This window comes from Nonomuraea spiralis, from assembly GCF_014648435.1.
In the GTDB taxonomy this organism is placed as follows: domain Bacteria; phylum Actinomycetota; class Actinomycetes; order Streptosporangiales; family Streptosporangiaceae; genus Nonomuraea; species Nonomuraea spiralis.
The window spans coordinates 524,948-538,664 of the sequence record NZ_BMRC01000002.1 but is presented as its reverse complement, the minus strand read 5'-3'; the positions used below and the strand labels follow the sequence as shown (position 1 = coordinate 538,664).

General features: G+C 71.4%; 13 protein-coding genes. 4 read left to right on the top strand and 9 right to left on the bottom strand.

All coding sequences use genetic code 11. From position 1 onward, the window contains the following. Positions 1-23: 23 nt before the first annotated feature. Together IEZ27_RS06380 and IEZ27_RS06375 are read right to left on the bottom strand one after the other, a co-directional pair. Positions 24-437, bottom strand: coding sequence for an HIT family protein (locus IEZ27_RS06380; protein WP_125635233.1), 414 nt, complete (start codon positions 435-437; stop codon positions 24-26). Continuing rightward, complete coding sequence (locus tag IEZ27_RS06375) at positions 434-1,141, bottom strand: DUF1838 family protein (protein ID WP_189646340.1); 708 nt, start codon at positions 1,139-1,141, stop codon at positions 434-436. The genes IEZ27_RS06380 and IEZ27_RS06375 overlap by 4 nt, the downstream gene beginning before the upstream one ends. Before the next feature lie 52 nt (positions 1,142-1,193). Here IEZ27_RS06375 and IEZ27_RS06370 point away from each other — a divergent pair, with 52 nt between their 5' ends. Both IEZ27_RS06370 and IEZ27_RS06365 read left to right on the top strand, forming a co-directional pair. Continuing rightward, on the top strand, positions 1,194-2,750 hold the full coding sequence (locus IEZ27_RS06370; RefSeq protein ID WP_189646339.1) for an MFS transporter: 1,557 nt from the start codon (positions 1,194-1,196) through the stop codon (positions 2,748-2,750). 5 nt (positions 2,751-2,755) lie between these two features. Further along, on the top strand, positions 2,756-3,337 hold the full coding sequence (locus tag IEZ27_RS06365) for a TetR/AcrR family transcriptional regulator (protein WP_194521933.1): 582 nt from the start codon (positions 2,756-2,758) through the stop codon (positions 3,335-3,337). Here IEZ27_RS06365 and IEZ27_RS06360 read toward each other — a convergent pair. The 5 genes from IEZ27_RS06360 to IEZ27_RS06340 form a co-directional block, all read right to left on the bottom strand. Continuing rightward, complete coding sequence (locus IEZ27_RS06360) at positions 3,324-3,761, bottom strand: protease inhibitor I42 family protein (protein ID WP_189646337.1); 438 nt, start codon at positions 3,759-3,761, stop codon at positions 3,324-3,326. The genes IEZ27_RS06365 and IEZ27_RS06360 overlap by 14 nt on opposite strands. Continuing rightward, positions 3,758-4,006 carry a YhjD/YihY/BrkB family envelope integrity protein gene (locus tag IEZ27_RS06355; protein ID WP_229823469.1) on the bottom strand — a complete coding sequence of 83 codons (249 nt, stop codon included), beginning with the start codon at positions 4,004-4,006 and terminating at the stop codon, positions 3,758-3,760. Before IEZ27_RS06355 ends, IEZ27_RS06360 begins: the two co-directional genes overlap by 4 nt. Before the next feature lie 271 nt (positions 4,007-4,277). Further along, on the bottom strand, positions 4,278-4,970 hold the full coding sequence (locus IEZ27_RS53700; protein ID WP_229823467.1) for a DUF3618 domain-containing protein: 693 nt from the start codon (positions 4,968-4,970) through the stop codon (positions 4,278-4,280). Continuing rightward, positions 4,967-5,347 (bottom strand): phage holin family protein, encoded by a 381-nt coding sequence (locus tag IEZ27_RS06345; protein WP_189646336.1) that lies wholly within the window; start codon positions 5,345-5,347, stop codon positions 4,967-4,969. The genes IEZ27_RS53700 and IEZ27_RS06345 overlap by 4 nt, the downstream gene beginning before the upstream one ends. A 51-nt stretch (positions 5,348-5,398) precedes the next feature. Beyond that, positions 5,399-5,563 carry a hypothetical protein gene (locus IEZ27_RS06340; protein WP_185844679.1) on the bottom strand — a complete coding sequence of 55 codons (165 nt, stop codon included), beginning with the start codon at positions 5,561-5,563 and terminating at the stop codon, positions 5,399-5,401. 418 nt (positions 5,564-5,981) lie between these two features. Between IEZ27_RS06340 and IEZ27_RS06335 the strand changes: the two genes are divergently transcribed. Further along, positions 5,982-8,855, top strand: a complete 2,874-nt coding sequence (locus IEZ27_RS06335) for a DEAD/DEAH box helicase (protein WP_189646335.1) — start codon at positions 5,982-5,984, stop codon at positions 8,853-8,855. 2 nt (positions 8,856-8,857) lie between these two features. Further along, complete coding sequence (locus IEZ27_RS06330) at positions 8,858-9,631, top strand: SWIM zinc finger family protein (protein WP_189646334.1); 774 nt, start codon at positions 8,858-8,860, stop codon at positions 9,629-9,631. A gap of 1 nt (position 9,632) precedes the next feature. On the opposite strand, the gene IEZ27_RS06325 is transcribed toward IEZ27_RS06330, so the two are convergent. Further along, positions 9,633-10,571, bottom strand: coding sequence for a diacylglycerol/lipid kinase family protein (locus IEZ27_RS06325; protein WP_189646333.1), 939 nt, complete (start codon positions 10,569-10,571; stop codon positions 9,633-9,635). Between the two features lie 80 nt (positions 10,572-10,651). After that, on the bottom strand, positions 10,652-13,402 hold the full coding sequence (locus IEZ27_RS06320) for an immune inhibitor A domain-containing protein (RefSeq protein ID WP_229823462.1): 2,751 nt from the start codon (positions 13,400-13,402) through the stop codon (positions 10,652-10,654). Positions 13,403-13,717: the final 315 nt, after the last annotated feature.

Here is a 13,717-nt window from a genome sequence, read left to right as displayed (position 1 = left end):
AGCCTAGCGGGCGCCCGCGGCGCTCACTCCGCGGGCAGCGCCTTCGCGACGGCCGCCGCGTACGACTCCGCCTCCTGCGCGGACTCGTACGTGGTGCGTGGCCAGAAGAAGCCGCGCAGGCCGTCCTTGCGGTTGCGGGGCACGACGTGCACGTGCAGGTGGGGCACGCTCTGGCTGATGCGGTTGTTCATGGCCACGAACGTGCCGGCCGCCTCCAGCCCGTCCTCCACGGCCCTCGCCACGGCCTGGACCCGCGCGAAGAACGGCCCGACGTCGGCGAGGTCGGCCAGCGTCTCGACGTGAGCTCGGGGCACGACGAGCACGTGCCCCTTGAAGACCGGCCGGGTGTCGAGGAAGGAGACGGCCACCTCGTCGGAGCTGACGACGTACGCGGGCCGCGCGCCGGCGATGATCTCGCAGAACAGGTCGGTGCTCACCGCCCGACCTTATCGGCGAAGGCCGTCCAGCTCGTCATGTTGGGCGCCGTCCACTCGGTGGGGGCGTGCAGGAAGCGCTCGCCGACACGCTCGCGCAGCCGCTGCGGGACGTCGGCGACCTTGGCGCCCCGGCAGTGGTAGACGAGCCCGCCGGGCCGCTGTCCCATGGCCATCCAGGGCAGCCAGGGCGAGACGCGGCACCAGGAGAACACGGCCGGCACGTCGGGCATCCCGGACTCGACGTCCGCGGCCGAGGCGAAGAACTGGAACAGTTCCAACGCCCGATACGTGTCATGCGCCGAGTTTTCCGGATATTTCGCGACAGGCAGCGGCGAAGGGTAAGAAAGGCGGATGTCGGCGTTGAACACCACCTGCGCCCCCAACCGCGTCACCGGCACCGGGTACGCCCCGAGCCGCTGGTTGACCGGATCGTTGAAGACGTGCTGCACCTCGACCGGCCGCCCGGTGAGCGGGTTGTCCCACACGTCGACCGGCTCTCTGGTCCGCGGGTCGAGGTAGAGCGCCGCCTCCCTGGTCAGCAGCTCCCAGCCGCCGTCCGCCGGGCGGGCCCGCGCCACGTTCAGCCCTTCGAAGCCGAACAGGTGGTGGGGGCCGCCGTCGTCCTGCCAGCCGTAGACGTCGCCGGTCCAGTACGAGATCGTCTCGGCGCCGTCGGCCGAGGCACGCACCCGGATGAAGTCCATGATCCGGAGCCTACCCCTTGTTTCGAGACAGCATGTTGCTATCTTTAGAGACATGGTGTCGCTAAACGAGCGGACCCGGCAGAGCTGGCTCCCGCTGATCGTGCTGGGCGTCGGGATGTCGATGATCATCATCGACGCGACGATCGTGAACGTCGCCGTCCCCGCGATCATGGGCGATCTCGGCCTGTCGGCCACGGACGTCGAATGGGTGAACTCGATCTACTCCCTGGCGTTCGCCGCCCTGCTCATCCCCCTCGGCCGGACCGGCGACGTGCACGGCAGGCGCCGCATGTTCGCGATCGGCCTGGTGGTGTTCCTGGCCGCGAGCATGCTGGCCGCCTCCGCGCCGACCGGCGCGCTGCTCATCGCCGCCCGCGTGGTCCAGGGCGTCGGCGCGTCCATGGTCGTCCCGATGACGCTGGCCATCATCAACTCCCTCTACACGGGCCCGCGCCGGACGGTCGCCTTCGCCGTCTGGGGGTCGATCATCGGCGGCATGGCCGCGCTCGGCCCGCTGCTCGGCGGCTGGGTCGTGACCGACTTCGGGTGGCGCTGGGCGTTCTGGGTGAACCTGCCGATCGGCCTGCTCGTGCTGCTCGGCACGGCCAGGGTGCCCGAGTCGAAGGACCCGGCCGCGCGCGGCTCGGACGTCCCCGGCGTGCTGCTGTCGGTGATCGGCCCGGCGGCGCTGGTGTTCGGCCTGATCGAGGGCCAGCGCTACGGCTGGTTCACGCCGACCGGCGAGGCCACCCTGTTCGGCTGGACCTGGCCGCTCGGCGGCGTCTCGCCGATCCCGTTCGCCTTCGCGCTCGCCGTGCTCGCGCTGGTCGCGCTGCTGCTGGTCGAGCGCTCCCGGGCGCGCGCCGGGCGGCCCGTCGTCCTGGACCTGTCGCTGTTCGCGATCCCCTCCTTCAGGTACGGCGGCGCCGCCGCGATGATCATCACCCTCGGCGAGTTCGGCCTGATCCTGGTGTTGCCGCTGTTCCTCCAGGCGGCCATGGGGTTCACGGCGTTCACGACCGGCCTGATCATCGCCTCGCTGGCGGGCGGCACGTTCCTGGCGGGCGGCGTCGTCCCCCGGCTCAACCTGGCTCCCCGGCTGATCGTGCGGCTGGGGCTCGTGCTGGAGGCCGCAGGAGCCGTCGCCATCGGCCTGGCCGTCTCCCCCTCGCTCGGCCCCTGGACGCTGGTCCCCTGGCTCGTCCTGTACGGCGTCGGCGTCGGCTTCGCCTCGGCCCAGCTCCCGAACGTGATGCTGGCCGACGTACCCGCCCGCCGGTCAGGGGTGGCCTCCGGGCTGCAGAGCACGATCCGCCAGCTCGGCGCCGCCGTCGGCATCGCGGTGCTGGGCGCCGTCCTGGTCACCGGCCTGGACGCGGCCATGGCCGAACGCCTGCCGGACAAGCCCGCGCTCGGGCACGCCGTACGCGAGAGCGGCGGCGCGGCCATCGCGGCCGTCAGGGACCCCGCCGACCACGCCGCGGCGGTGGCCGCGGGCGCCGACGCCACCCGCCGGGTCACGATCGTGACCGGCATCGTGCTGTTCGGCGGCGTCGGGGCGACGTTCCTGCTGCCCGATACTGAGAGGAGACGACGCGAGGAGGAATGAGTCCGGTGCCGAGGATCAGCGCGGCCACGGTGGCCGACCATCGGGCCAGCCAGCACGCGGCCCTGCTGGCGGCCGCGATGGAGATCCTGGTGGCCGAGGGCACGGCCGGGCTCACGCCCGCGGCCGTGGGGGCGCGGGTCGGGCTGGCCCGCTCCAGCGTCTACCGCTACTTCTCCTCCACCGCCGACATCCTGGCCCAGCTCGTGGAGGACGCGATCCCCCGGTGGGCGGGCCGGCTCGTCGAAGCCACCCGCGAGGGCGGCCTGGAGGAACGGGTGCGCGCCTTCGGCGCCGTGGCGCTGGCGTTCGTGTCCAGTCCCGACTACGCGCTGCTGCGCGCGGTGGCCTCGGCCGACCTGCCCGGCGAGTGCCGCCATCGGCTCGACCAGCTCCACGAGACGATGATCGAGCCGCTGCGCGGCCTGCTCGCCGAGGCCGGGCAGCCCCACCCCGACCTGGTGGCCCACCTCGGGTGGAGCATCCTGGGCGAGGGCCAGCGCCGCCTGGCCACGGACACGGGCGACGCCGAGGTGGTCACCGCGACCACGCTCGACGTGTTGTGCCGCGCCGTGCTCAGCGCACGGTGATCTCGAAGATCGCCTCGCCCGACTGCCGCCTGCTCTCCTCATCGGGCGGGGTCGTGCCCTGCCCGCAGCGCCAGCAGTCGCGCAGCGTGATCTCGGCGCTGCCCGGGTTCTTGGTGTTGAAGACGAAATAGGCCGTGCCACCACTGCCGGGGCCCTCGCCCGTGCCCTGGCGCTCCTCGCTGATGTACGAGGCCACCTTCGCGTCGGGCACCGCCACCAGCCGCCAGTCGTCGCCCACGGACGGGTTGTCCGGCACGGCCAGCGAGAACCGCTGCCCCGGACGCAGCTCGGCCCGCACGGTCGTGCCCTTGGCGCCCTTGACGACCGTGCCGAGGTCGCTCACCGCCGACCCGCTGCCGCAGCCCGCCGCCAGACCGGAGGTCAGCAGGACGAATGCGGCGACGACGGCCCTTCCACGCTTCACTCCGGAAGGCTATCCTCCCGCGGCGGATCCCGGGGCTCCACGTACGGCTCCCGCTCGACGGGTTCGCTTCGGCGATCCGGCGTTCCCTGATCAGCTCGGCGCCCAGCAGCAGCGCCATGTTTCGACAACCACAGCCAGATCAGGAAGACCACGACGCCGGCCAGCGTGCCGTAGGTCTTGCCGTACGAGCCGAAGTGGGCCACGTACAGGGCGAAGCCGCCGGAGACCACGACCCAGAGCACCACCGCGAGCAGCCGACCGGAGCGCGACCAGCAGGCCGACGATCGCGACCAGGCCGGCCGAGGCTGCGTTCTCCTGGACCGACCGCACGCCCGTCACGATCAGCGAACGCACCTCGTCGGGCGCCGGCACCACGAGGTCGCCGACCAGGACGGCGGTGTCACGCCTGCCGAGCAGGCCGAACACCGACACCAGCACGATCAGCCACGGTCCGCTTGAGCACGCTCCACCAGGCCCTTCGCGGCAGTTCCGCGGGGCGTTCGGGGAGACGCCCGCCTACTTCGCCCTGTTGCGCTTCCTGAGCCGCCGTACGACGACGGCGATCACGGCTCCCGCGACGGCCAGCAGCAGCACGGGACGCTTCCTCGCCTCGGTGGCGGCGTCCTTGACCTGGTCGGGGGTGGCCTCTCGGACCTTGCCCGCGACCTCGCTCGCCATGCCCTTGGCCGTGCCCGCGGCCTCGGCCGCCTTGCCCTTGGCCACGCCGGTCGCCTCGGCGACCTTGCCCTTGGCCACGCCCGCCGCCTCGGCGGCCCGGCTCTTGATGTCGGTCTTGGCGGCCAGCGCGCTGACCGTGTCGCCCAGTTCGTTACGGGTTTCCTTGATGTTTCTTCGCACCTCGTCCTCTTCCTCGTGGTCCTTGTGGCCCTTGTGGCCCTTGTGGCCCTTGTGGCCCTTCCCGTGGCGTCCGGACGCCGCTCGTTCCTCGGCCGCGCGTTCCGCGAACGCCCGTTCCTCGGCCGCGCGGTCCTCGACCATCTCTGTCCGGTCGTCGGGCGCGGGCACCTCGGGGATGAAGGTCTCGTGTGCCTGCCGGGCCAGCTCGGCCTTCCTGGCGTTCTCGGCCGCTCCTGGCCTCGTGGGGGGCACGTTGATCGACTCGCGTTCGGTCGGGGTGCCCACGGTCGCCCGGCGGGCGCCCACGTCACCGGCGTGCTGCTCGCTGTATCCCGGGTCCGTCTCGCTCATCGGTGCGCCCTCTCCTTGACCATGTCGATATCGGCCTTGACGCTCGCGATGGTCTCGACGGGAATGGGCGGCGTGGCCTGTTTCACCTGGCTCTTGCCGGTCAGGCCGAGCAGCGCGGCGGCGACGAACAGGACTGCGCCCACGATCGCGGCGGCCGCCCACCCGGGCAGGACCAGGGCGAGGAGCAGGATGACGGCGGTCACCAGCGCGGCTCCGCCGAAGAACGCGGCCATCCCGGCCGCGCCGAACAGGCCCGCGCCGAAGCCGGCCCGCTTGCCCTTCTCCGCGAGCTCCAGCCTGGCCAGGCGCAGCTCGTCCTTGACGAGCCTGGAGACCTGGTCGGACAGATCACTGACGAGCTTGTGGGTATCGTTCACGACGTCGCCTCCTCCGCTGAGGAATGCGACTACCCAGCTGACCGCCTGTTATTACCGCTTGGCGGCCTTCAGCAGGAAGCCGAGCACGGACACCACCGGCGACTTGGGCACGTCACACCAGTTGTCGGGCTGCTCCGGCTTGCTCCACGGAGAGGGGAGCTCGCAGGACGGAGCCTGCGGCTTGGGTCGCTCACACCACGATCCGGGAGGATTCATACCTCGATGGTACAACTTCAGGTGTCGCTTATATAAGCCGCCGGTGTAGGCCATCGCAGGGGTTCTGCGTGAACGGCTCGGGGGCCGTGGGTCGGGCGGGCCGAGCGGCGTGGGGCGACGGTAACCTGCCGGGGTGCTGGTACACGGGGTTTGGGCAGGCGACGGGCTCGCCTTCTGGGGAGAGGACCCCACCCACGCCACATCCCCGGAAACCCCCGGCCCAACAGGCGCACGCCCCCGGCCATCCGCCGCTGAGGACCCCGGACTGTCGGACGTACACGCTCAGCCGTCCCCCGCTGAAGGCCCCGGGCCGTCGGGCGGGCGGCTCCGGTCGGCTGCTGCCGGAGGGGGCGGTCGGGCCGGGGTGCGGGTTCATCCGTTCGCTGCTTCGCCGGCGGGAATCGCGGGGGCGCTGGGGATGGCTGAGGCGGCCCCCAAGGGGACAGGAGGGCTCGGGGTGGCCGTGGTGCCCTCCGGGGCCGATGAGGGGCCGGAGGTGGCTGAGCGGCCGTTCAGGGGCGCGCTCGGGGTGGCTGAGCCGGCGTTCAGGGTGTTGGAGTTGTTGTTGCCGGGGGCGGTCAGGGGACCGCTGCCCTCGCCCGAGACGGGGTTGCTGCCGGACGTCGTCCGGCCGCGGTTGTTGTCGTGGGAGGTGCCCGCCGTCGTCCTGCCGGCCGCCGAGGCCCTTCGGGTGCTGGAGGACCACCCGGGCGACGGCACCGCCACCGTACGCCACTGGGCCGCCGTCGCCGCCCTCGCCCGCGACCTGGTACGCCGCGGCCGGGTCCTCCCCCAGCTCGTCCCCACCGCGCAGGACCCCACCCCACAGGAGCCCGGCGGGGCGTGGGCGGTGTGGCGGCCGGTGTTGGGCGGGGCCGACGCGCGGTACTTCAGGGAGCTGGCCCTGGCCATGCCGCCCGCCTGCCGCACCTGGGCCGTCGAGCGTCCCGCCGCCGAGGTCCAGCTGCGGGCGCTGGAGGCGTTCACCGACGCGCTCGTCCGGCAGGCCGTGACCGGGCCGCTGGTCGCCACGCCCAGGACGCCGCACGAACGCTGGCTGGCCGCGCTGACCGGCGACCCGGCCTGCGCCGACGTCCCCGGGCTGCGCGAGGAGCTGGAAGGCTGGCGGTCGGCGGTCACGGCGGCCGAAGGCGCCACCCGCGTGTGTTTCCGCCTGCTCGAACCGGCCACCGGCGACGACTGGCGGGTGGAGCTGGCGTTGCAGGCCGCCGACGACCCCAGCCTGTACGTCCCCGCCGCCCGCGTGTGGAGCGGTGAGAAGGGCCTGCCCGGCCGGCCGGAACGCGAGCTGCTGGCCGGCCTGGGCCGGGCCGTACGCCTCTACCCGGAGCTGGACCGGGCCCTGCGCGTGCCGGAGCCGAGCGAGCTGGCCCTCGACACGGCGGGCGCGTTCGGCTTCCTGCGCCAGGCCGCGCCGCTGCTCCAGGCGGCCGGGTTCGGGGTGCAGCTGCCGCGCTGGGCGGGCCGTACGCGGCTCGGGCTCAAGCTCACCACCAGGACCAAGACGCAGACGGCGGCCGTGAGCCAGGGCTTCGGGCTGCGCGAGCTGGTGGACTTCCGCGTCGACCTGGCCGTGGGCGAGGAGACGATCAGCGAGGCGGAGCTGGCCGAGCTGGCCAGGCTCAAGGTGCCGCTGGTGCGCGTCCGGGGCCAGTGGGTCGAGCTGGACGACCGCCAGCTCAAGGCGGCGCTGCGGGCCGTGGAGGGCGTACGCGCGGGCGAGGCGTACGCGGCCGACCTGCTGCGCCACGTCGTACGCGGGGACGACGAGCTGCCGCTGCTGGAGGTGGACGCCGACGGGGTGCTCGGCGACCTGCTGTCCGGCCGGGCCGATCGGCGGCTCGTCCCGATCGCGACGCCGCCGGGCCTCGACGCCGTGCTCAGGCCGTACCAGGAACGCGGGCTGGCGTGGCTGAGCTTCCTGTCGGAGCTGGGGCTCGGCGGGGTGCTGGCCGACGACATGGGGCTGGGCAAGACGATCACCACGCTGGCGCTGCTCGTCCACGAGCGGGCCGCCACGCCCACGCTGCTGGTCTGCCCGATGTCGCTGGTGGGCAACTGGCAGCGGGAGGCGGCCAGGTTCGCGCCGGGGCTGCGCGTGCACGTCCACCACGGCGCCGGCCGCGACCCGGCCCGCTTCGCGGACGCCGACCTGGTGATCACCACGTACGGCACCGCCCACCGCGACCTCGCGGCCCTGCGGGAGCACGAGTGGCGCAGGGTGGTGTGCGACGAGGCCCAGGCGATCAAGAACAGCGGCACCCTCCAGGCCCGGGCCGTACGGTCGATCCCCACGGACACCCGGCTGGCCCTGACCGGCACCCCGGTCGAGAACCACCTCGCCGAGCTCTGGTCGATCATGGAGTTCGCCAACCCCGGGCTGCTCGGCCCGCGTTCCCGGTTCCGCACCCGCTTCCAGGAGCCCATCGAGGCCCACCAGGACGAGCAGGCCGCCGAGGCGCTGAAGCGGGCGACGGGCCCGTTCATCCTGCGCCGCGTCAAGACCGACAAGTCCGTCATCTCCGACCTGCCGGAGAAGATGGAGGTCAAGGAGTGGGTCCCGCTCACCCCCGAGCAGGCCACGCTCTACCAGGCCGTCGTGGACGACATGCTGGCCAGGATCGACGACAGCGAGGGCATCGAGCGGCGCGGCCTGGTGTTGTCGGCCATGGCCAGGCTCAAGCAGGTCTGCAACCACCCGGCCCACCTGCTCAAGGACGGCTCCCGCCTGGCGGGCCGGTCGGGCAAGCTGGCCCGCCTGGAGCAACTGGCCGAGGAGATCCTGGCCGAGGGCGAGAAGGCGCTGCTCTTCACGCAGTACGCCGAGTTCGGCACCATGCTCCAGCCCTACCTCGCCCAGCGCCTCGGCCGCCCGGTCCTGTGGCTGCACGGCGGCCTGCCGAAGAAGACCAGGGACCGCCTGGTGGACCGCTTCCAGCAGGACCCGGAGCCGATGTTGTTCCTGCTGTCGCTCAAGGCGGCCGGCGTCGGGCTCAACCTGACGGCCGCCAGCCATGTGATCCACGTCGACCGCTGGTGGAACCCGGCCGTCGAGGACCAGGCCACCGACCGCGCCTTCCGCATCGGCCAGCGCAGGAACGTCCAAGTGCGCAAGCTCATCTGCGCGGGCACGCTGGAGGAGCGGGTGGACGAGATGATCGAGCGTAAGAAGGCCCTGGCCGAACGGGTGGTGGGCACCGGCGAGGACTGGCTGACCGACCTGTCCACCGACGAACTGCGCGAGGTGTTCCGCCTCACGGGAGGGTCCTGAGCATGTCCGGCTGGTACGACGGCGACGGCCCGATCGAGGTCGAGGGCGGCCTGCGGGCCCGCTCGCGGCGCGGCAGCATCGGCTCGGCCTGGTGGTCCAGGCGCTTCATCGACATCCTGGAGCGCGTCTGCGACAAGGGCCGCCTGTCCCGCGGCCGCGCCTACGCCCGCAAGGGCCAGGTCCGCTCGATCGACCTGTCGGCCGGGCTGGTACGGGCGGCCGTCCAGGGCTCGCGGCCGGTCCCGTACGACGTCGTGATCAGGATCGAGGCCTACGGCGAGGACGTGTGGGCGCGGCTGGAGGAGGCCGTCGCGGCGCAGGCCGTCCACCGGGCCAGGCTGCTGGCCGGGGAGATGCCGGCCGAGATCGAGGAGCTGTTCGCGGCGCAGGGCGTCGACCTGTTCCCGCGTGACCTCGACATGGAGTGCTCGTGCCCCGACTGGGGGTTCCCGTGCAAGCACCTGTCGGCGGTGCTCTACCTGCTGGCCGAGTCGTTCGACGACGACCCGTTCCTGGTGCTGGCCTGGCGCGGGCGTACCCGTGAGCAGTTGCTCGGGTCACTGGCCGGCGACCCGCCCGCGCCCGATCCGCTGGAGGTGGCCGACGTGCCGTTCGCCGACCGGCTGGCCGACTTCTACGCCCCGGGCGCGACCGCGCACCACCCGGAACGCCGTACCGCGGCCCAGGCCCCCGACCTGCTCCTGCGGGTCTTCCCGCCGCCGGGCGACCTGGCGCGGGTGCTCGCCCCGGCCTACCGCGCGCTCGGCGAAAGCTGAGTCAGCGGTCCTCGAAGGAGTCGGGCACCATCACGCGCACGCCGTTGGGCACCACACGCAGCGTGATCGGGGTGCGCAGGCGTACCTCGCCGTCGACGTCGGCGGCCATAGGCGGGTCGGTCTCCAGCAACATCTCGCGGCCGACCACGAACGGGCCGCCCGCCAGGCTGCGCCAGCGGCCGGTGGTCGCGCGCAGCAGCGTCTCGCCGAGCAGCCGCAACTTCTTGCCGGAGCCGAGCTGGTAGGCCACCAGCATGCCGTTGTCGATGCTGATGTCCCTGGCCACCTGCCAGCCGCCGTGGAAACGGCCGTTGGCGATGTTGAGCTGGTGGGTGAGCAGCTCGTGGCGCTGCCCCTCGACGGTGATGAAGGCCCGGAAGGGCCGGTGGCCGGGCAGGACGGTCAGCGCGGTCATCGGGTAGGCGGGACGGCCCACGATGCGCTTGAGCCACGGCTTGACCTTGCCCGCCACCTCGACCGAGACCCCGAAGCTGGCCAGGTTGGCGAAGGGCCGGTCGCCGGCCATGCCGAGGTCGATGTCGGCGACCTTGCCGGTGGAGAACACCTTGATGGCCCCGGCCAGGTCGAGCGGCAGGCCGAGGCTCCTGGCGAAGTTGTTGGTGGTGCCGAGCGGCAACACGCCGAGCGCCACGTCGCGGTGGGCGACGTGGCGTACGGCGGAGGAGAGGGTGCCGTCGCCGCCGCCCACGATCAGCAGGTCGGGGTCGGTGGCGAGGGCCGTGTCGAGCAGGTCGCGCAGCCGCTTGGGGTTGTAGACCGACAGCTCGGCCAGCGGCTCGAACCCCAGGTTGTGCAGCTGCTCGATGACCTCGAAGTAGTGGCGGCGGCCGCGGCGCGAGCGAGTGTTCACCACCACCGCCACCCGGCGATCCCGCCGGATCGCCTCAGTGTGCTCGATCTTGGTGCGCAGTTCGCTCATGGTCATCAATCGTAGGTGCTGGAACCGCCGCCCTGTGCTGGAACGGGGGCCGCCGGAACACCCCGGCGGCCCCCGTCACGCTACTTCTTCGGCGGGACGACCTGGACGATGGCGCCCAGGTTGCCCGGCAGCGGAGTGATCAGCTTGAACTGCACGCCGAGGGCCTTGCCCTCGTCGCCCGGGTTGCCGGAGCCGGCGACGTTGCCGTCGCCGAGGTCGGTCCCGTACAGCTCGGTGGCGGGGGTGCCGTCCAGGTGCACCACGCGGGTGCTGTACGGCTGGTCGCCCTTGCTCGGCACCACCGTGGAGGCGTCGAAGTCACGGTAGTAGAGCGAGCCGTTCTGCAACTCGAAGCCCGGGACCCAGGTCTTCGCGTCGGTGAAGGCGGGCACGCCCTTGAGCGCGGGGACGTTGGTGCAGTACTCGCTGAACGGCTCGTCCGGCGCCTCCAGGCACTCCTTCAACGGGTAGGTCTTGTTGAAGGAGAAGGCGGCGTTCGACGACTGCGTACGGCCTTCCAGGTTCTTGTGCCTGCTCGGGTCCTTCTGGGCGGCGGTGCCGGTGCGGCGCAGCGGGTCGTAGTGCGAGTCCACGACCAGCAGGCTGCCCTTGGAGCCGATGCTCGGCGGCAGGGTCAGGTTGTTGACCACCGAGTTGTTGGTGAAGGTCGAGTCGCGGTACCAGACCAGCAGGCCAGGCGCGTTGTACTTGACCTTCTCCACCTTCCACGCCCCGTCGCGGGAGTAGTTGGTGTCGTAGGCGTACTGGAGGCCCTTGTCGAAGCCGTCGAAGTTGCGCCACTCGGCGAGGTAGAAGCGGGAGATCTCGCGCGAGCCGTTGTTGGTGGTCCAGCCCTGGCCGCTGGTGTTGGTGAACGTGCCGCCGGTGGCCTTCCAGCCGTTGTCGCCGTTCTCGACGTCGTCGCTCCAGACGGCGGTGCCGCCGTTGGTGAGCGAGAAGTCGTCGGCGTGCCAGCCGCGCGGCTCGAAGGCGGCGTCGGTGTTGTAGGTGAGGCGCAGCTTGATCGACTGGCCGGCGTACGGCGTCAGGTTGACGTAGTCGTGCCGCCACTGGCCGCCGGTGTCGCCGGTGAGCCCGTACTTCTTGTTGCCGAACGTCTTGAGGTTCTTGTTCGGGTCGGGGTAGCCGTCGGGCGTGCTGACCTCGGTGCCGGCCTCGTCGTAGACCTTGAGCTGGGTCCAGGTCTGGCCGTTGTCGGCCGAGACCTCCACAAAGCCGAAGTCCCAGTCCTGCTCGATCTCGTAGTTGTTCCACATCCAGAACCGCACGTCGGAGCCGGCGGGCACCGGTACGTCGCGGTTCAGGGTCTGGTTGGCCCAGTCCTGGTCCAGGTTGGACCACCAGGCCTTCGTGCCGCTGTGCGGTTCGATCATCTTCAGCGGTGTGGAGGCCAGGTTCACCCGGACGCCGTCCTCGGTGAGCTTGGGTGTGCGCGAGGACTGTCCGACCGTGACGAGCCTGGAGGCGTCACCCGGGTTGAACGTCTTCGGGTTGGCCCAGCCGAGCACCCACTTGTCCCACAGGCCCATGTGGGTCGGCATGGACTGGAAGATGGGGCCGGAGTGGGAGCCGCTGGACATCAGGTCCCAGAAGTCCACCGCGGAGCTGGCCTGGCCGCTGGTGTCGTACAGGTCGGGCAGGCCCAGGTCGTGGCCGTACTCGTGGGCGAAGACGCCGACGCCGGAGTCCTCGGGCTGCACGATGTAGTTGGAGATCTTCTTGTCGCTGCCGGGGATCTTGTAGCCGCCCGCGACCGCGCTGGAGTGCGCCCAGATGGCGTACGTGCCCTCGGCGCCGCCGTCGGAGGACTTGTCCTTGCCGGCGTGGACCATCACCAGGTGGTCGATGACGCCGTCGGGCTCGTCGAAGTTGCCGTCACCGTCGGAGTCGGACACGTCCTCCTGGTCGTAGTCGGCCCAGGGGAAGTTCGGCTGCGTCGCGGCGAGGGCGTCGACCGTGTCGATGGCGAGCTGGCCCGCGCCGGTCGGGTTGCTGGGGTGACCCGACATGTCCTGCGGCTGGCCGCCGCAGGCCGCGGCGCCGTAGTACGCCTCGGAGTGGGGGGCCTTGATCCAGCCGACGGCCGAGCCGGTGACGGAGTAGGCGCCCTTCGACAGCTCCTCGTACATCTTCTTCATGGTGTAGCCGGAGATGTCGATGCCGGGCTTGTTGTCGCGGGGGTCCTTCAGGTCCTTGCGCACGCGCTCGGTGATGCCCTTGTCGCTGTAGAGCATCTTGTTGAAGTGGTCGGTGCTGAAGTCCTTGACCCAGAAGGAGTTGTTGTCCTTCTTCGGGAGCGTCGCCGGGTCGGGGATGTTGTTGTGCAGCGGACCGTTCTTGAGCGTGCCGGCCGGCTCGACCACGCAGTCGTCGGGGGCGCTGTCGACCGTGCGCAGCCGGTTGAAGCCGGAGAAGTCGTCGTTCGCCTGCTCGTTGAACTCGACCAGGACGGTCAGGAGCTTGGCGGTCTTGACCTGCTTGGAGTTCTTGAAGATCCATTCAGCCGGGTTGCGGCCGGTCCTGATCGCCTGGTTCTCGCGGGCGGCGAGAACGCGGGCCGCGGCGGGGTTGCCGGTGACGAACTTCCTGTCGAGCTTTTCCGCCGGCGAGAGCGAGCGGGCCTTGCCCTTGCTCAGACTGGGCTCCTGCGGCTCCTTCTCGACCCGCGGGGGAGCGTAGTTGATGTAGTAGTCCGCCGCCGTGGGCTGGTAGCTGGCCACTGACGTGGCCTGGGCCGCCGGGACGGTCAGGACGGCGCCGAGGAGGGCGACCGCCGGGAACGCGACTAACAGGCGCTTTGAGCTTGGCACCAGGTACCCTCTCTGCCCGGGGTCGCCGGGCGCATGGCCATAGGGTGTGCAATGCCGGACGCTAGAGGGTGAATAAACGGGTCGTAAAGTACGTTGTTGAAACGTGATCAAACTACGACATTTCGACTAGCTGAATTGCGGCGAACACGCCGCCCGCAATGGCCGCGGCGTAACAGAACAGTGCGATCACGCTGTCGAAACGGGCGACGCCGAACAACCACCACAGGCACTGCTCCGGCGTACGTCTCATTGGGCCCCGCAGGACGGCGAAGGCGACCACGGCCGAGACCTCGGGCCGCTCTCGCGAGGGCCGGC